The sequence below is a fragment of the Paenibacillus sp. UNC217MF genome (assembly GCF_000686865.1).
Lineage (GTDB): Bacteria > Bacillota > Bacilli > Paenibacillales > Paenibacillaceae > Paenibacillus_B > Paenibacillus_B suaedae.
The window spans coordinates 223,806-240,404 of the sequence record NZ_JMLT01000008.1; the positions used below are offsets into that span (position 1 = coordinate 223,806).

The following is a 16,599-nucleotide window of genomic DNA, read 5'->3' on the forward strand; positions in this document are numbered from 1 at the left end:
CAACAATGCATATTCGTGAATTATCTAAGCTTACAGGAGTCAGTCTTCGTTCCCTGCGTTATTACGAGCAGAAGCATCTGCTGTCCCCCGCTCGTTCAGAGAATGGGTATCGCATATACGAAGACATCGATGTCCAGCGCGTTCAGCTGATCCAGTTATTCTTGAAGCTTGGAGTTAGCACTGATGAGATAGCGCGCCTGATTCAGAACTGTGAAGGGTTGCCAGGGCGTAACAGCAATAACAGCAATCATCAAGCTGAATGCGCTGCAGCATTTTATGAAGAACGACTTCAGGAGATAAGAGAACAGATTCAATTATTACGAGAAGCAGAGCTGCAACTAGAAAAACTAGTTACTCATTGGAAGCAACATATAACAGACAATTAATATTGTAATTTGAGAAGAAACGAGGGATTTCCTATGCTGTTTTTGGATCATGTTACACTGGCAGTACCTAATTTGTCTCAAGCCGTCCATCTTATTCAAGAGACTACCGGCATTATATTTACGAAGCAAGTCATTCCGTTCCCGGGAACAATTGGGCAGGTTGCCTATTTAAGAGAGGGATTTATTGAACTCATCGCCTTAGAGGATTTAGAAGAAGCACAGAAGACGCCATTGGGCTCAGCATTCGCTGCATTTGCCTCTCAGCGTGCAGGGATTTTCGGAGTCGCATTAGAACTAACAGGGGGGTTGTCTTCATTTATTGAACCTGCAAGAAGTCTAGGAATACCTTATATAGGATCTAACCATCAATTCGCTCCATTAGAAGACGGAACCAGCATCTCTTTTCAGACGGCCTACATTGGACCACACATGCCGTGGTTAATCGAGTACGAGCAATCGCGTGTCTGGCCTAGTGCATATACATTGACTGGAGTCGAAATTCAAACAACGAATATTGAAGAGGATCTAACTGTGTATTCCAGCGCCTACCAGCTGCAAGCATCCATTGCAACAGATTCCGGCAGCCTGGATCGGATATTCTTGCTTGATCGTGGTTGGCTATCACTTCACCATACCGATACAAATGAAACATCAGGGTTTAACGCCGTTGTCTTGAATAAGGATAACGATACATTCCGTATTCTATGTACATCTCAGGGTGTACAAGTAACTTCGTAAGGATGCTGGCTTCATAAGTCTCCTTGATCGCCATCATAAATTCATTACTCGTTTATTTGATTGATTTTATTCGAATTTATTTTGATCTAACTTTCACATAGGTTGAATTTGGTGTATGATGGGTAATAGTGGAATTCGAGGAGGTATGATATGATCTTACGACGTCTTGCAATTGGGCTCGTTTTCATTGTACTTTCATTATTGTATGTGTACATTTGGCAAAATGGAGATCTCCGCTCCTTATTCAACATCAATTGCTATTTAGGTTTAGGGTTGTGGGTAGTCGGTTCCCTTTTCTCGGGTCTATTCAGGGATGATACGAAGCTTAAATTTAATATGGGCCATATTCCAGAAGAAGACCATCGAAGAAATATTAAATTCAGCGGTACGATGTTTTTAATTGGGCTGCCGAGTATTATAACATCCATCATTATCTTTACTTTTGTCCTATAAGCGAGCGGCTTAATCATCATATATAAGAAGAGAGGATGTTAGCCCCATCTACTTGGTGGGCACATCCTCTCTTTGTATTATAGATACATAACTGCGAATTGAGCGATTGAATAGCGGTATAACTACACATACACCTGGTGCAAATATTGCTCGAGCCTCTCCTTCACCTGTGGCCATTCCTCATCAACTATGCTGTACACATTCGAGTCGCGAATATACCCGTCCTCCATCACCCGATGTCGGCGCAATTTCCCTTCGTATACGGCTCCTAGCCGTTGAATGGCGCGATTCGAGCGCTCATTGCGCACATCTGCCGTCAGCTGAACACGAATCGTATGCAGCTGTTCAAAGCAATATTGCAGCAGCAAATACTTGCACTCTGTATTGATGCGAGTACGCCATACAGAAGGATGATACCATGTGCCGCCAATCTCGGCATATCGATGCAAGGCAGACATATTCATTATTCTCGTCGCGCCAATAATTCGCTCTGTAAGCTGATCAATGACAACGAATGGATACTCAGTCCCCTTCTCGCGGTTCAGAACAGCATCATGAATCACTCGTTCTGCATCCGTAAGACTGCGGATGGTGCGCGGCAAGTAGTGCCAAATATCAGGATGAGATGCTGCTTCATATAAATCTTCCTTATGTTCAGGAAGCATCGGGATCAGCTTAGCACTGCTCCCCGCCAGCTCGAACAATTGATTGTTCATTCGTATCCATTCCCCCGAAGGTCTGATAGGTATAGAGTGCAGTCTGTAACTTGTCTATGTATTGCTGCTCATGACTTGAACACATAAATTGAATTGAAGGGCGGACTGACGTATCCGATGACTGCTTAAGCTGGTTTTCCTGCATTACTTGTGCTAGACGCTGCACGGTGCCATGGCTGCCGTCTATAAGCTGGATATGAGCAGGGATAATGTCTCTCAATATGTGCTTGTAATAGGGATAATGCGTACATCCTAACACAATCGTTCCATACTGATTCAAATCCAATCCAGCAAGCTTATGCACGAAGTAGTCTCCTATCACTCCCTTATCAAAGTTTAACTGCTCGCAATACTCTACCAATTCCGGCAAGGGAATCGAATCCACAATATGTTCTTCGTCAATTCGACTGACTAATGTATGGTATTTGTTCTGACTTAAGGTTAAAGCTGTCGCGAATACAAGCACACGTTTGCCATTGTCGCGGTTCATTTCCACGGCAGGCTTGACTGCTGGTTCCATCCCGATGATCGGAATGTCGTACTTCCGTCTTAGTTCTGACGCTGCGATGCTTGTCGCTGTATTGCACGCAATAACAAGCGCCTTCACATTGTGCTGCATGATGTCTTCCACAGCTGAATGTACATGGCGCATTACCTCGGATTGAGATTTCGTCCCATAAGGAACATGCAGCGTATCTGCATAAAATAAATATTGTTCATGCGGCATCTGCTTCATAGCCTCAGCCAACACGGTTATTCCACCGATTCCAGAATCAAAAAAAGCGATTGTCATTCCATTCACCTAGCATTCTTATTAACATTGCAACATCTAGTTGTCGATGCTTATATTGTACTCCTTTTCGGCGGTGAATCCTATCGAAATTTGTCAGATAACAAATGAAAAAACCTGCTGCACCAGCATGATACCGGTACAGCAGGTTCTTAGATTCTCAACCTATTGTTCCTTCAACTATTCATCTATCAGCTTCGTGTACTGCTCTGCATTCAGCAAGTGCTTCACAGCTTCCTCAACGCTGCCTTCTACTTCAACTTCTGCAATCCATCCATCTTCGTAGGGGCTGCTGTTCACAAGCTCTGGCGACGCTTCCAATCCATCATTGACCTTCGTAATTGTTCCGGATACCGGACAGTACAACTCAGATACAGTCTTCACCGATTCAATTGATCCCATGCTGTCCCCTGCGGACAAGCTGGTACCTACTGGCGGAAATTCGATGAATACGATGTCTCCCAGCTGGGATTGTGCATGATCTGTAATGCCAACCCGTACCGTATTGCCTTCTATGGCAACTACCCATTCATGCTCTTCACTATACAACAATCCATTCTTCACTTCGCTCATGTCAACGCCCCATTTCATTCATAATGTCATTCATCAGGCCGTCTATCCAATCGAGATCGTAAAAATGGACAGGAAGCGGCCTTGTCGCCTTGTTCTCTGTCCTCGGTACCTGAGAGTTCCCGTTCCTCCACAGCCACAACTGCGGTTGAACTTACCCCTTTGGCGGCATAGAAAATGCACTCTCCAGAGCTGCGTCAGAATGGCGGTTATGGAACCTGAGAGATTCATTGCCAATCGGCGGCTGGCAACTTGCTCCTTCGGTGTTGACAATCGCAATTGTCAAACTCTCCCGACCTTCCTCGTTCGCGAATTACGATTAAACTGGGTAATTATAACACCATTAGATTATTGCAAGATATGCATGATTGTCAATATGACAAGCTATGAAATCAGTTGTGAAGAAAATATCAATTGACAAAGTGTGGAAATCTCAACTAATGTAGAGATGACAGCTGAAAATGGCGAATGATGGTAAAGGGAGAGACTGCTGAGACATAGCGGCGCCGAAGGAGTAAGCCTGAATGGGTGAATCTCTCAGGCAAAAGGACTTTTACCGGACGCACCTCTGGAGAGCACTGCTATTCATGAAAACGAATACAGTCACCCAAGGGGAAAGTCGATGGTAGACACGGAAACAAACAATTTGTTTGCGACAATCGGCGACACTCTCAGGTACAAAGGACAGAGCGAGAGAATGAGAGGATGCGATGCATCCACTTTTCTTTCGGCTGTCCTTTTTATGTACGTATACCGATGATTAGTCCAAATACGCGTATCGAGGTGAATTCATGAGTCAATTGAAGAGAACGCCAATATTTGATCAATACTCTGCTTATCCGGGTGCACGCTGCATTGACTTCGGCGGCTGGGAGCTCCCTGTTCAATTTATCGGCATTCAGCGAGAGCATGAAGCAGTTCGTACACATGCAGGTCTATTCGATGTCTCCCATATGGGTGAATTTATCGTAAGCGGCCCTGCCTCCCTGACATTTCTTCAACAGATGACAACAAATGATGTATCGCGGCTCGAGGATGGCAAAGCACAATATACGCTGATGTGCTACCCTGACGGAGGAGTTGTCGATGATATTCTCATTTATCAGATGAAGAGCGACCGTTACATGCTCGTCGTTAATGCCTCCAACATCGATAAAGACTACGCATGGCTGCAGAAGCACCTGATTCATGGCGTTACCTTGACCAATGTATCGAATCGCACAGCATTGCTTGCCCTTCAAGGGCCGAATGCCCAAGCTATTCTTGCTGCGGTAACTGAGGCACCTATTGATTCGCTCGCTCCATTCCATTTCCTATCGGATGCACAAGTCTGCGGCGTATCAACATTGCTGTCTCGCTCAGGCTATACCGGTGAAGATGGCTTCGAACTCTACTTGTCCGCAGAGGATGCAGCACACGTATGGAATGAGCTGATTCGCGCGGGCGAACCGTTCGGCTTGCTCCCAGCAGGGCTTGGTGCTAGAGACACCTTGCGCTTCGAGGCACGTCTGCCCCTCTATGGACAAGAAATTACAGCCGATATCTCGCCGCTTGAGGCAGGGCTAGCACGATTCGTCAAGCTGGATAAGGGCGACTTCATCGGCCGTGTAGCATTAACGAAGCAGAAGACCGATGGACCGGCACGAAAGCTGGTCGGCATCGAGATGATCGACAAAGGCATTCCTCGCTCCCATTATCCAGTGCTTGCAGATGGGCGCGTGATCGGAGAAGTTACAACAGGAACACAGTCGCCGACATTAAAACGCAATCTAGGGCTGGCCTTGATTGAATCCGCATTCTCTGAATTGGATACAGAAATTCTTGTCGAAATTCGCGGCAAGCAGTTGAAAGCCCGCGTCGTCTCGACTCCATTTTATAAACGAATCCCGACCCCTGCCAAAGGAGCGAATCCATCATGAAGCATCGTTACATTCCAGTAACGGAACAAGATCAGGCTGACATGCTGCAGCAGATCGGCATCTCTTCCATTGACGAGCTATTCCGCGATATCCCAGCCTCCATTCGTTACAATGGAGTACTGCCAATGTCTGAACCATTAGATGAAGCAGCCATGATGAAGCATATGAAGGAATTGGCCTCCCGCAATGCTAACAGTGAGAGCCATACTAGCTTCCTTGGTGCTGGAATATACGACCATCATATCCCTGTAGTCATTCAGCATCTAGTCTCTAGATCAGAGTTCTATACCGCCTATACGCCCTATCAACCTGAAATCAGTCAGGGGGAATTGCAAGCAATCTTTGAATTTCAATCCTATATATGCGAGTTGACTGGTATGGCTGTTGCCAATGCCAGCATGTATGATGGCGCTACTGCACTTGCAGAAGCTGGAGCACTGGCGGTTGGCGCAACGAAGCGCAAGCAGCTTGTCATCTCAAGCACTGTCCATCCTGAAGCGAGACAGATTGTTCGCACAATGGCTCGAGGACTTAATGTTGAAGTGGTCGAGATTGGATATCAAGACGGCGTGACTGACCTTGCTCAGCTGGAGCGTGCTGTAACGGACGAGACTGCTGCCGTACTGATTCAGTCCCCGAACTTCTTCGGATGCATTGAAGATGTGCGCGCCATTGAACCGATTGCACATGCAAATAAAGGCCTGCTCATCATGAGTACGAATCCACTGAGTCTTGCTATGTTGGAGAGTCCTGGCAAACTAGGTGTCGACGTATGTGTTGGAGATGCCCAGCCGCTTGGCATTGCAGCATCTTACGGCGGTCCTACATGCGGTTTCTTTGCCGTTGCAGAGCCCTATATGCGCCGCATCCCTGGCAGAATTGTCGGCTTGACCAAGGATCTGGATGGCAAGCGTGGATTTGTTCTTACACTCCAAGCGAGAGAACAGCATATTCGTCGCGAGAAGGCGACATCCAACATCTGTTCAAACCAAGCACTTCTTGCTCTTGCTGCTTCCGTCTATATGTCCGTCATGGGCAAGATGGGAATGCAAGAGGTATCGAAGCTCAATATACAGAAGTCTCATTATGCAGCTGCTTATATCAATAACAAGCCCAATCTTGGATTAGCGTTCCAAGCGCCTTATTTCAATGAATTCGTACTTCGTCTCCCGCAAGATACTGACATGGATCGATTGCAGTCTCTGCTCCTGGACAACGGATACATTGGCGGCTTGGATCTTGGCCGCTTCTATCCTGAACTGGAAGGACATATGCTCATTGCGGTCACGGAGAAAAAATCCAAATCAGACATCGAACAATTTATTGACTTGCTGGAGGTGAGCTGCGTATGAAACCGGAACAAGCACTAATATTTGAATTGAGTCATCCTGGGCGGATTGCCTATTCCTTACCAGAATGTGATGTTCCAGAAATCGAAATTCAAGAGCTTATCCCAACTTCGATGCTGCGCAGTCAAGAGGCCGAACTGCCTGAAGTGTATGAGGTTGATGTGATTCGACATTATACCGCCTTATCACGCCGCAACTTCGGCGTAGACAATGGCTTCTACCCACTCGGCTCTTGTACGATGAAATATAATCCGAAAATTAACGAGGATGCAGCAAGGCTGACAGGTCTCGCAGCAATCCATCCTTATCAACCTACAAGCACGGTGCAAGGGGCTCTAGAGCTGCTGTACACGCTGCAAGAGGATCTAGCTGCCTTGACTGGTATGGATAAAGTCACGCTTCAGCCTGCGGCAGGCGCGCATGGAGAATGGACGGGGTTGATGATGATCCGGGCTTACCATGAGAGCCGCGGCGAGCAGCGGACGAAAGTAATCGTTCCTGATTCCTCTCATGGTACGAACCCCGCTAGTGCAACTGTAGCTGGCTTAGATACGATTACAATACCGTCTAACGAACAAGGATTCGTTGATCTGGAAGCACTCAGAGCCGCTGTTGGATCTGATACGGCAGCATTGATGCTCACGAACCCGAGCACGCTCGGATTGTTCGAAGAGCATATTGTCGAGATCGCGAGCATTGTTCATGAAGCTGGCGGATTGCTCTATTATGATGGCGCTAACTCCAATGCCATTATGGGTATTACGCGTCCAGGGGATATGGGCTTTGATGTTGTCCATTTGAATTTGCACAAGACGATGAGTACGCCTCATGGCGGCGGCGGCCCTGGTGCTGGCCCTGTTGGCGTGAAGAGCAAGCTGATTCCATTCCTCCCTTCCCCTACGGTGATGAAGCATGAGGATGGTTCATATGAATTCGATCAAGGCTCTCCGCTGTCCATTGGACGAGTCAAGGCCTATAACGGTAACTTCGGTATCCTCTTGCGCGCCTATGTATATATTCGCACTTACGGTCCAGAAGGGCTGCGCCGTGTATCTGAATGCGCGGTACTGAATGCCAACTACATGATGCACCGTCTGGCGCCTTATTACGATATTCCATATCCAGGCGTATGCAAGCATGAGTTTGTGATGTCAGGCAAAGGGTTGAAGCAGTACGGCGTGCGGACGCTGGATGTTGCCAAACGCCTTCTTGACTTCGGCTTCCATCCGCCAACCATCTACTTCCCGCTTAATGTCGAGGAATGTATGATGATCGAGCCTACGGAAACAGAGAGCAAGCAGACGCTGGATCGCTTCATAGATGTGATGATCCAGATCGCACAGGAAGCGAAGGAACAGCCTGAACTGCTGCTGAATGCACCGCATTATACGGATGTGAAGCGATTGGATGAAACCCAGGCCGCACGGAAGCCTGTATTGAACTGTGCTTGTAATTAATGTAATAAGCAGCAACATGCAAAATGCCCCGAGCGCCTACCGACAATTCGGTTACGGCACTCGGGGCATTTCATTATTGGACGAAATGTAACTTACCTTCAGTCCTTCAGTATTACAACTTTAGATTGCTATAATTATTTCTTCGCTCGGCTAACATAGAATTTAATCTTGTCACCCTTCTTCGCAGCTCCACCAGCAGGAACCTCTTGCTTAAATACTTTCCCTGCTTCCTGTTCATCCGAGTTCTCGAGAACATACTCATATTTCAAGCCGCTTGCAAGAATCTGCTTCTCCGCTTCTTCCTTCGACAAGCCCACCAAGTTAGGAACAGCAATCTCACCAGACTTCGGCGGTTCCGTCGTTGTATTCGTGTTCGGATCTGGCTGCTGGCCATCAGGCTGCTGACCGTCTGGTGGCGTTGTCGTGTCTGGCGTTGTCCCTGTCTGACCATCATGAGCACCGTTATTCGTCGTACCAGAATCTGTTGTATGATCGTCAGGTTTCTTCTCTGGCGTCGTAGGTGGAGTTACACTCGTATTGTTCGAGTTGGAATCCCGGTTATGGTCACGGTCACGGTCACGCTCTGTCGACTTCCGATCCGCATCATCCGATTTCTTCTCCGTCTCGCGTTCTTGAGAGGAATTGTCATTGGATGAATTATTATTGTTATCTGTCACTGGCGGCTCTGTTACGTTTGTAGAAGAGCCAGAGTCCTGTTGGCTTGCATCTGAATCCGTTCCCGGCTCTGTTGCTGGATTCTCTGTTGCAACCTGATCGTTAGACTCTGGAGCATCAGTAGATATCGCTGCATCATTTGCCTTCGACAAGGAGTTTGCCAACATGACTGCTCCGCCCAATACGCAAATAAATACGGCAGCACATGCAAGAATGAGTATCATTTTCTTGCGGCCCACATTCTCCGCGTTATCCGCTTCATAAGGTGCGGCTTCTTCTTCCTCCGCCTCTTCCTCAGCAGTGATGAGCAGCTCTGGATCCACTTTCGGAACGGGCGGCGTATAAATGCCCCCAATTGTCTTCACAGGGATGTTCGGCGAATCCATAATCTCGCGGAGCGTCAGCATGAAGGAAAACTGCGAGATTTCTCCTAAATAGACACTCTGTACGAGAGACAACAGCGCTTCCTTCTGACCTGGAGACAGTTCCTTCAATGCACCGGCCAAGCGCGACTCATACATTTCATAATATTGAGGCACATTCAAATGCAGTGTGCTCAGCTGATACAGCAAGTAGCACAGTCCCAATGTACCGCAGCGCTCGGTCGGTGCCTCTGACCAATAGTTCATCACAAGAACTTGATGATCCTCCGTAATCCACAAGTTGTCGACAGATACGGAGAAGTTCGTAATATTCGATTCCAGCGCATCTTGAATCGCCTTACCAACTTCATATAACAAGGACAGCGTCTTGTTGGCACTCAGCGCGTGATGCTGTATGTACTTCGCCAGCGGCATTCCGTTATAGGAGGTGAACACCACGAAGAAATCACTGCCGGACGTCCCTGCATTCAGCATATGGAAGAATCGATTATTTGAAAAATGCGAGATTTGACCAAACGCTTTCTTGCATTGCTCAGCCTTATCCAGTCCCTTATTCTCTACCAAATATATAAATACATCTCTCTTAAGTGACAAATCTATGGCTTCATATAAAACTCCATCTGCCAAATGCAAAATTACCTTGCATAATTGATAACGTTCCCCAATGTAAGCACTCATATGTCTTGCTCCTCCGCGATTCATGCTTGGAAGCCCAACGCTGAACGTCGAGCTCTCCTAAGACATTATGAAGCAAATTATGATTTTTTGCAAAACTTGCATTAACGAAACATTGTGCAGCTATTTGCCAATTCCTTAAACTATCGCCTACATAGCTTAATCTGGCTCATTTTCGCTAATTTTTCAGATTATTTTCTTCCATCATTTTCATTAACGATTCATCAACATTTCGTCATCAATTTATCGTGATTTATTCGTTGTCTAGTCGTTGCTGAATCATTGATTTGACATCGTTTCATCATCGTTCGTCATTGTTTAATCATCATTGTATCACCATCGGTCGCTTTCAATTTTACATTTGCAACGTCTTCACTACATCTCTCCATTGCTTGATCAACTGCTCAATCTTGTCATGTGCCCCTTGAACTTCCCCCATTCGTGCTGCTTGCCCTACCCATAATGACATGTATTGAGGATTATTGGTTCGAGCAGCCGACTGTCTAACGCCTCTCGTAAGTTCATTCATAATTGGATAAGCAGGTATGGAATCGTGATAAGTCTCCAGCCTGCGAATGAGATCATTCCGTATTCCTCTTGCAGGCTTGCCTGAGATTGTCCTCGTAATGACCGTACTGCATTCGCCAGATGCGCGAATGGTCGCTTGATAAGCGGGATGTGCCCCGCTCTCCTTGCACAGCAGGAAAGCACTCCCTAACTGTGCTGCTTGTGCTCCAAGTGCCATGACCGCCGCTATCCCGCGTCCATCCATTATACCACCGGCAGCAATGACGGGAACCGATACCTGATCAGCAATAAGAGGAACTAACGCCAATGTGCCGATTAGAGCTGAATAGGGGTCTCCTGCAAATGTTCCGCGATGCCCGCCTGCCTCACTGCCTTGAGCCACGATCATATCGATACCTGCAGCTTCAAGCTCTATCGCCTCGGCAACATGTGTTGCTGTTCCTATTAAGAGGATGCCAGCTTCTCTCAATTGACGAATATAGTTCTCATCGAGAATTCCGAATGTAAAGCTGAGAACCGGAACGTTCTCTTCAAGAATGACTTGAATCTGGTTATGAAAAGTTAGCCGATAAGCTGACTCATCAAAGCAGTATGTCTCTTTGCTTCTATCTTTGCTTCCATCTTTGCTTCTATCTTTGCTTCCATCTTTGCTTCTATCTTTACTTCTATCTTTACTTCTATCCTCGCTGATTTCTTGACCTTGCTCATTCAGTTGTCTATCGATATTCTGCAAATCTTCCATCACTGCATCCGATATGTGCTGATCAATCCCGGCTGGTTCTGGTATGAATAGATTTACTGCAAAGGGCTTGCTCGTAAGCTGCTTAATTGCCCGAATTGCTTTTCTCATCTGTTCAGGCTGCATGTATCCCGCTCCCAGCGTCCCGAGCCCTCCAGCGCTCGATACAGCCGCTACAAGTTCAGGTGTGGTTGCTCCCCCTGCCATCCCTGCTTGAATAATCGGGTATTGGATGCCAATTCGATGGATTATCGTATTAGACTTATTCAATCTATCACTCACGATTCAATCTTCCCTTCTGCACCAAGGATTCGAAAATCGATCATGCTAATTTCGCACATTTAAGAGAAGCCTTGTCCCACACTGTTATCCTTCGACGAAAGAGATGGAATTTCCTGTATAATGACCATTTTCACTTGTTCTGACTCCGTGCATAATTGATGCATTGACATAATGTGTTTCCCATCAGTGTCATCGTGCGTACAATGTCTATGAATCATAGCAGGGTTTAGAATTGCTGGTGGGATAAGCGTAATCCGTTTACCATCATCACTGTCGAGAAGCGAATCCACGATATTTAGAATGCGATAATGATCAATCCAACTAGAATGATAATTTTCACGGAGAAGATGGCAACGTTTCCACCCTTCACGCATATGATAAATATAAATATTTTTGCATCGGGGAAAGTTTTTGTTGCTCAACAAACATAGTTGACCTATACTAATGAAGTAGCATGAACGGAAAAATCCCGCTTTTTTTTGGGACAAATCTTGCACTGGGCAAACTTTTTAGGACATGGTGAAATCAGGAGAGTGAATCAAATGCATTCAAATGTCGTAACGCTATACAGTGCTGGCACAGGCCAGCATGTACGGTTGAATCGAATCGAAGTTCAAGGAGTACTACGGAGAAGATTACTTGATCTCGGCTTTGTTCCAGGCAATGTGATCGAAGTGCTGCAGCGCAGCCCGCTCGGCGATCCGATCGCATTTCGAGTCAATAATACAACGATAGCGCTTCGCAAGGAAGAAAGCACACTCATGTATGGCGAAATAGTTGGGAGTGATGATCAATGACAGAACAATATACGGTTGCCTTAGCCGGCAATCCAAATACCGGTAAAAGTACCTTGTTCAATTCCCTTACAGGAATGCGACAGCATACGGGAAACTGGGCGGGAAAAACCGTCCTAACAGCAGAAGGCCACTTCAATCATGAAGGTACTTCCTATAAAATGGTCGACCTGCCAGGTACGTATTCGCTCTATTCCAATTCCGCCGACGAGGAAGCCGCTCGGGATTATATTATTTTTGAGAAACCCGATGTGACACTCGTCGTGCTGGACGCGACATCACTGGAGCGGAATTTGAACTTGGCACTGCAAGTGATGGAAATGACCAACCGCGTTGTTGTCTGCATTAACTTGATGGATGAGGCGAAGCGGCTCGGTGTCAAGATCGACATTAATGCGATCGAGAAGAAGCTTGGTGTACCCGCAGTTGCGATCTCTGCACGACACCGTACAGGGATTGATCAAATGATGGAGAAAATTAGGGGCGTAGCTTCCGGCAAGATTGTACCTGCCCCGCTGCTCGTGCAATATAGCGAGGATATAGAAGAGAAAATCGCAGCACTAGAACCGATCATTCTGGAGAAGCTTGGCACAACATTTCCAACAAGATGGATTGCACTTCGTCTGCTTGACGGTGATGAGAGCTTGATCAATTCGATGAGATCCAGATGGAACTCGCCGGTCGCAGATACCGTGAAGGGAGTTGTTTCGTATGGCCACACCGCTTGCCACTAATTCAGAATCATTGGACTCCTTATTGTCCAGAGCACGCACTCTTGCAAGCGGAGAAGCAATTCGGGACGGAATTGTAACGGATATTTATCGTACGACGCGTGATATATGCAGTGCAGCCGTTGTCTATGAAGACAAGAAGAAATTAAAAAGCACATACCGGTTAGACAAGATTCTAACCTCTCCGATCTGGGGCTTTCCGATCATGCTCGCCATCTTGGGTGTTGTATTTTGGTTGACGATTGCTGGAGCGAATGTTCCGTCGGAAATGATATTTTCCTTCTTCGAAGTGATTGAAGGGTACTTAAACACTGCATTTGAAGCGATGAATGCTCCTGCTTGGCTGCATGGCATTCTTGTACTCGGCTTATATCGCGGTACATCATGGGTAATCAGTGTCATGCTGCCGCCAATGGCTATTTTCTTCCCTATTTTCGCGTTACTTGAGAATTTCGGGTATCTGCCTCGAGTTGCATTCAACATGGATCGTCTATTCAAAAAGTCCGGCGGACACGGAAAACAAGCCTTGACGATGTCAATGGGCTTCGGATGCAATGCAGCAGCGATCTTGTCTACACGGATTATCGAATCGCCACGAGAACGCATGCTTGCGATATTAACGAATAACTTCGTACCATGTAACGGCAGATGGCCAACCCTGATTCTGTTGTCATCTCTGTTCATGGCAGCAGGTGTAGCAAGCGGGATGCAGACGATCGTAACGGCAGCTATCGTGATGGGTATGGTTATGATTGGGATTGTTGTCACCTTGACCGTATCTTGGGTCATGTCCAAAACAGCACTGCGCGGTGTGCCCACACATTATACGCTTGAACTTCCACCGTACCGCAGACCGCAAGTCTGGAAGACGATTTTATTGTCATCGCGTGATAAATCGCTTAACGTATTGACTCGCGCTGTCGTTATTGCGGCACCAGCCGGCGTTCTGACTTGGATTCTTGGCAACGTATTTGTCGGTGGCGACAGCATATTGAATCATATGGCTTCATTCTTCGACCCATTCGCTCACGCTATTGGCTTAGATGGATTCATCGTTATGGCATTCCTGCTCGGCTTGCCTGCGAACGAGGTTGTCCTTCCTATCTTGCTAATGGGCTACTTGTCCTCTGGGGCAATGGTTGATGCAGATGGAATGGAGAACATCAAGGAAATCTTCCTGCAGCATGGATGGACATGGTTGACTGCATTGAATATGATGCTGTTCTCCTTGCTCCACTACCCTTGCGGAACGACACTATTCAACATTTATAAAGAAACGAAGAGTGCAAAATGGACAGTATTGTCTGCCGTTATCCCACTCGGAATTGCTATAGCTGTCACCTTCGCCACGGCTCAGCTCGCAAGAGCCTTCGGCTGGGTATAAATTTATCGCCCGCCCCCTTAACGATTATGTTCAGGGGGTTTCTTATTCATTCCCTCCTTACTTGCTAACTATACCGTATTGCTAGAAACCATGATTTCGTTCGTCACTACCATTCGTCTACATATACATTTCTTTCCTATCATGTTAAAATGATCATCTCATTCTTTTTATGATTATTCATTAGCGAATACAAATACCTAAACAAACCTTTAATGGGGGGGATTCATTTCATGGACAAGCAGCAGCTGCACTCGATCGTGGAGCATCAATATAAACCACCAACAGAAATCGAACAATATGAAGCCGTACAACAAGTAGTCAGCCTACTTGGCTCTACAGATCCTGAATTGAGGGATGATCTTGCATATGGGATATTGTATGAATGGCTTATTACACAAAAAATCCTGACCGCTGGACAACTAACAGAGCTTCTTCATCAGACGTTATCAGACCAAATGCTTTTCAAAGGAATTGGGACTGCTGAGAACGATTCGGTCTTCCAACGTACATTCTCCGCCCTCTTACTCGCACTGCTTCTGAAGCGTGATGAACAACAGCCTTATATAAGCAAGCCTTTATATGAACACATTGCGAAGCGAGTTGTTGATTATTGCATGCAGGAGAACGATTATCGCGATTATGTAGAAGTTAAAGGATGGGCTCATTCTCCAGCTCACATCGCAGATGTCATGGCTGCTTGTGTACGCAGTCCACACATTGGCCCAGAGGAATGCAAGAAGCTTCTCAGTGCCATTGAGCACATGCTTCTTCATGCGAATCATATCTTGCGAACAGAGGAAGATGAACGCATGGCGACAGCCGTCGTGTCAATGCTTGAGCTTAATAAGTTGTCGTTCACGTCCTATTGCGCGTGGCTTATGCAGGCTGAGCTGCCCAATGAAGACAAAGTGATTTATCGCTGTAGACGCATAAATGTTAAAAATTTTGCTCGATCTGTATGGTTGCGTGCAGCAATGAGAGAATTCATCGATCCAACAACAGAATGGCACAATTGGTATAACATTGAAAAGAAACTGAATCCGGTCTTCAACAGAGACATATAAGATCAACTTCATTTCTGTTAATTTCCTCGTTATTCTCTTGTAGAGCGCCTGATTAAATACAAAAAAAAGAACCTGCACTTACCTGCAGGTTCTTGATGTGATATCTACATACTTAACTCGTTAGCCTGTAAATGATTGTACCCACACGCCATTGTAGTATGCAACACCGATGGAGGTGAAGCTGGAGTTCAGGATGTTCTTACGGTGTCCATCGCTGTTCATCCATGCGTTCATTACTTCTTGCGGATTACGTTGGCCTTTGGCAATGTTCTCGCCAGCAGTATTGAAATTGACACCTTGTGCTCTCATCAGATCAAATGGGGAGCCAAGTGTTGGAGATTGATGGTCAAAGTAGTTGTTATCGTTCATGTCTTTCGCCTTGATCATCGCAACTTTGTTCAATTGTGCATCGGATTTCAATGGCTGCAAACCAGCATTAGCACGTTCTTGGTTCACCAAATCGATAACTTGGCTAGCGAAGTCACTGTTCGCATTGTTGTTGTCTTGCGGCGCAGTTGGTTTATTGTCACCAGGTGTTACCGGTTTTTCAGCTTCTGGCTTGTTTACTTCTGGTTTGTTAACCTCAGGCTTTTCAACTTCAGGTTTCTCGATTTCTGGCTTCTCTACCTCAGGTTTGTTTGCTTCTGGCTTTTCAACTTCTGGTTTATTTACTTCCGGCTTGTCCACCTCTGGCTTTTGAACGGGAGGCGGAACGATTGGCTTATTCCCAATCTCTTTTTGAATGGCTTCCATCCATTTGGACAAGATTTGCTTCAATTCCGAGTTATCTTGGAATACTTTATCAAAGTCCATATTCATACCCAGGTTTGAACAATTCGAGTTCATCATTGGATTCGGCTGTTGCACTGGGCTAACGGGTGCTGCCATAGCAGAGTTCACCGCCATAACCGGTGCCAATGCAATCGCACTTGTAATTACAACTTTCTTAAATGTCTTCTTCATCCT

The 16,599-nt window shown here is 46.3% G+C and carries 16 protein-coding genes and 3 riboswitches; of the genes, 10 read left to right on the plus strand and 6 right to left on the minus strand.

Annotation, left to right across the window (positions count from 1 at the left end; genetic code table 11):
• Positions 1-5: 5 nt before the first annotated feature.
• The 3 genes from BP95_RS0104515 (at position 6) to BP95_RS34465 (ending at position 1,577) form a co-directional block, all read left to right on the plus strand.
• Positions 6-386 carry a MerR family transcriptional regulator gene (locus tag BP95_RS0104515; protein ID WP_021255036.1) on the plus strand — a complete coding sequence of 127 codons (381 nt, stop codon included), beginning with the start codon at positions 6-8 and terminating at the stop codon, positions 384-386.
• A gap of 33 nt (positions 387-419) precedes the next feature.
• Positions 420-1,124, plus strand: a complete 705-nt coding sequence (locus BP95_RS0104520; protein ID WP_028531511.1) for a VOC family protein — start codon at positions 420-422, stop codon at positions 1,122-1,124.
• A 150-nt stretch (positions 1,125-1,274) separates the two neighbouring features.
• The gene (locus BP95_RS34465; protein ID WP_021255038.1) at positions 1,275-1,577 is read left to right on the plus strand and encodes a DUF5316 family protein; all 303 of its coding nucleotides are present in this window, start codon (positions 1,275-1,277) and stop codon (positions 1,575-1,577) included.
• A 122-nt stretch (positions 1,578-1,699) separates the two neighbouring features.
• Here the strand turns inward: BP95_RS34465 and BP95_RS0104530 are convergent, their stop codons facing one another.
• The 3 genes from BP95_RS0104530 to gcvH form a co-directional block, all read right to left on the minus strand.
• Positions 1,700-2,293, minus strand: coding sequence for a GNAT family N-acetyltransferase (locus BP95_RS0104530; protein ID WP_021255039.1), 594 nt, complete (start codon positions 2,291-2,293; stop codon positions 1,700-1,702).
• On the minus strand, positions 2,253-3,086 hold the full coding sequence (murI, locus tag BP95_RS29530) for a glutamate racemase (protein WP_021255040.1): 834 nt from the start codon (positions 3,084-3,086) through the stop codon (positions 2,253-2,255). Before murI ends, BP95_RS0104530 begins: the two co-directional genes overlap by 41 nt.
• A 177-nt stretch (positions 3,087-3,263) precedes the next feature.
• A complete protein-coding gene (gcvH, locus tag BP95_RS0104540) occupies positions 3,264-3,656 on the minus strand; it encodes a glycine cleavage system protein GcvH (RefSeq protein WP_021255041.1) in 393 nt (130 codons plus the stop codon).
• A gap of 193 nt (positions 3,657-3,849) precedes the next feature.
• A riboswitch (glycine riboswitch) is annotated at positions 3,850-3,958 on the minus strand.
• Between the two features lie 163 nt (positions 3,959-4,121).
• Positions 4,122-4,216: riboswitch (glycine riboswitch) on the plus strand.
• A gap of 3 nt (positions 4,217-4,219) precedes the next feature.
• Positions 4,220-4,343, plus strand: a riboswitch (glycine riboswitch).
• Between the two features lie 101 nt (positions 4,344-4,444).
• Between gcvH and gcvT the strand changes: the two genes are divergently transcribed.
• Genes gcvT through gcvPB form a run of 3 tightly spaced genes read left to right on the plus strand, consistent with a single transcriptional unit; the run spans position 4,445 to position 8,378 of the window.
• Positions 4,445-5,572 (plus strand): glycine cleavage system aminomethyltransferase GcvT, encoded by a 1,128-nt coding sequence (gene gcvT, locus BP95_RS0104555; RefSeq protein WP_021255042.1) that lies wholly within the window; start codon positions 4,445-4,447, stop codon positions 5,570-5,572.
• Positions 5,569-6,924: an aminomethyl-transferring glycine dehydrogenase subunit GcvPA gene (gcvPA, locus tag BP95_RS0104560; RefSeq protein ID WP_021255043.1), complete on the plus strand. Its 1,356-nt coding sequence runs from the start codon at positions 5,569-5,571 to the stop codon at positions 6,922-6,924. Before gcvT ends, gcvPA begins: the two co-directional genes overlap by 4 nt.
• Entirely contained in the window at positions 6,921-8,378 is a 1,458-nt protein-coding gene (gene gcvPB / locus BP95_RS0104565) for an aminomethyl-transferring glycine dehydrogenase subunit GcvPB (protein WP_021255044.1), read from the plus strand. Before gcvPA ends, gcvPB begins: the two co-directional genes overlap by 4 nt.
• A 134-nt stretch (positions 8,379-8,512) precedes the next feature.
• Here gcvPB and BP95_RS0104570 read toward each other — a convergent pair whose 3' ends face one another.
• Entirely contained in the window at positions 8,513-10,114 is a 1,602-nt protein-coding gene (locus tag BP95_RS0104570; protein ID WP_028531512.1) for a PASTA domain-containing protein, read from the minus strand.
• Positions 10,115-10,466: 352 nt separating this feature from the next.
• Positions 10,467-11,660 (minus strand): NAD(P)H-dependent flavin oxidoreductase, encoded by a 1,194-nt coding sequence (locus BP95_RS0104575; RefSeq protein WP_269321432.1) that lies wholly within the window; start codon positions 11,658-11,660, stop codon positions 10,467-10,469.
• 542 nt (positions 11,661-12,202) lie between these two features.
• Here BP95_RS0104575 and BP95_RS0104580 point away from each other — a divergent pair.
• From BP95_RS0104580 to BP95_RS0104595, 4 genes are all read left to right on the plus strand, one after another.
• Positions 12,203-12,457 (plus strand): FeoA family protein, encoded by a 255-nt coding sequence (locus BP95_RS0104580; RefSeq protein ID WP_021255047.1) that lies wholly within the window; start codon positions 12,203-12,205, stop codon positions 12,455-12,457.
• Positions 12,454-13,188 (plus strand): FeoB small GTPase domain-containing protein, encoded by a 735-nt coding sequence (locus BP95_RS0104585; RefSeq protein ID WP_028531514.1) that lies wholly within the window; start codon positions 12,454-12,456, stop codon positions 13,186-13,188. Before BP95_RS0104580 ends, BP95_RS0104585 begins: the two co-directional genes overlap by 4 nt.
• Positions 13,166-14,569, plus strand: a complete 1,404-nt coding sequence (locus BP95_RS0104590; protein ID WP_021255049.1) for a nucleoside recognition domain-containing protein — start codon at positions 13,166-13,168, stop codon at positions 14,567-14,569. The genes BP95_RS0104585 and BP95_RS0104590 overlap by 23 nt, the downstream gene beginning before the upstream one ends.
• A 230-nt stretch (positions 14,570-14,799) precedes the next feature.
• Positions 14,800-15,633, plus strand: coding sequence for a DUF2785 domain-containing protein (locus tag BP95_RS0104595; RefSeq protein WP_028531515.1), 834 nt, complete (start codon positions 14,800-14,802; stop codon positions 15,631-15,633).
• Between the two features lie 120 nt (positions 15,634-15,753).
• On the opposite strand, the gene BP95_RS0104600 is transcribed toward BP95_RS0104595, so the two are convergent.
• Positions 15,754-16,596: a CAP domain-containing protein gene (locus BP95_RS0104600; protein WP_021255051.1), complete on the minus strand. Its 843-nt coding sequence runs from the start codon at positions 16,594-16,596 to the stop codon at positions 15,754-15,756.
• Between the last annotated feature and the right edge of the window lie 3 nt (positions 16,597-16,599).

What these genes read in the sequence shown, in the direction of transcription:
- BP95_RS0104515 (WP_021255036.1), top strand. Translation starts at nt 6, where the DNA reads ATGCATATTCGTGAATTATCTAAGCTTACAGGAGTCAGTCTTCGTTCC.
- BP95_RS0104520 (WP_028531511.1), top strand. Translation starts at nt 420, where the DNA reads ATGCTGTTTTTGGATCATGTTACACTGGCAGTACCTAATTTGTCTCAA.
- BP95_RS34465 (WP_021255038.1), top strand. Translation starts at nt 1,275, where the DNA reads ATGATCTTACGACGTCTTGCAATTGGGCTCGTTTTCATTGTACTTTCA.
- BP95_RS0104530 (WP_021255039.1), bottom strand. Translation starts at nt 2,293, where the DNA reads ATGAACAATCAATTGTTCGAGCTGGCGGGGAGCAGTGCTAAGCTGATC.
- murI (WP_021255040.1), bottom strand. Translation starts at nt 3,086, where the DNA reads ATGACAATCGCTTTTTTTGATTCTGGAATCGGTGGAATAACCGTGTTG.
- gcvH (WP_021255041.1), bottom strand. Translation starts at nt 3,656, where the DNA reads ATGAGCGAAGTGAAGAATGGATTGTTGTATAGTGAAGAGCATGAATGG.
- gcvT (WP_021255042.1), top strand. Translation starts at nt 4,445, where the DNA reads ATGAGTCAATTGAAGAGAACGCCAATATTTGATCAATACTCTGCTTAT.
- gcvPA (WP_021255043.1), top strand. Translation starts at nt 5,569, where the DNA reads ATGAAGCATCGTTACATTCCAGTAACGGAACAAGATCAGGCTGACATG.
- gcvPB (WP_021255044.1), top strand. Translation starts at nt 6,921, where the DNA reads ATGAAACCGGAACAAGCACTAATATTTGAATTGAGTCATCCTGGGCGG.
- BP95_RS0104570 (WP_028531512.1), bottom strand. Translation starts at nt 10,114, where the DNA reads ATGAGTGCTTACATTGGGGAACGTTATCAATTATGCAAGGTAATTTTG.
- BP95_RS0104580 (WP_021255047.1), top strand. Translation starts at nt 12,203, where the DNA reads ATGCATTCAAATGTCGTAACGCTATACAGTGCTGGCACAGGCCAGCAT.
- BP95_RS0104585 (WP_028531514.1), top strand. Translation starts at nt 12,454, where the DNA reads ATGACAGAACAATATACGGTTGCCTTAGCCGGCAATCCAAATACCGGT.
- BP95_RS0104590 (WP_021255049.1), top strand. Translation starts at nt 13,166, where the DNA reads ATGGCCACACCGCTTGCCACTAATTCAGAATCATTGGACTCCTTATTG.
- BP95_RS0104595 (WP_028531515.1), top strand. Translation starts at nt 14,800, where the DNA reads ATGGACAAGCAGCAGCTGCACTCGATCGTGGAGCATCAATATAAACCA.
- BP95_RS0104600 (WP_021255051.1), bottom strand. Translation starts at nt 16,596, where the DNA reads ATGAAGAAGACATTTAAGAAAGTTGTAATTACAAGTGCGATTGCATTG.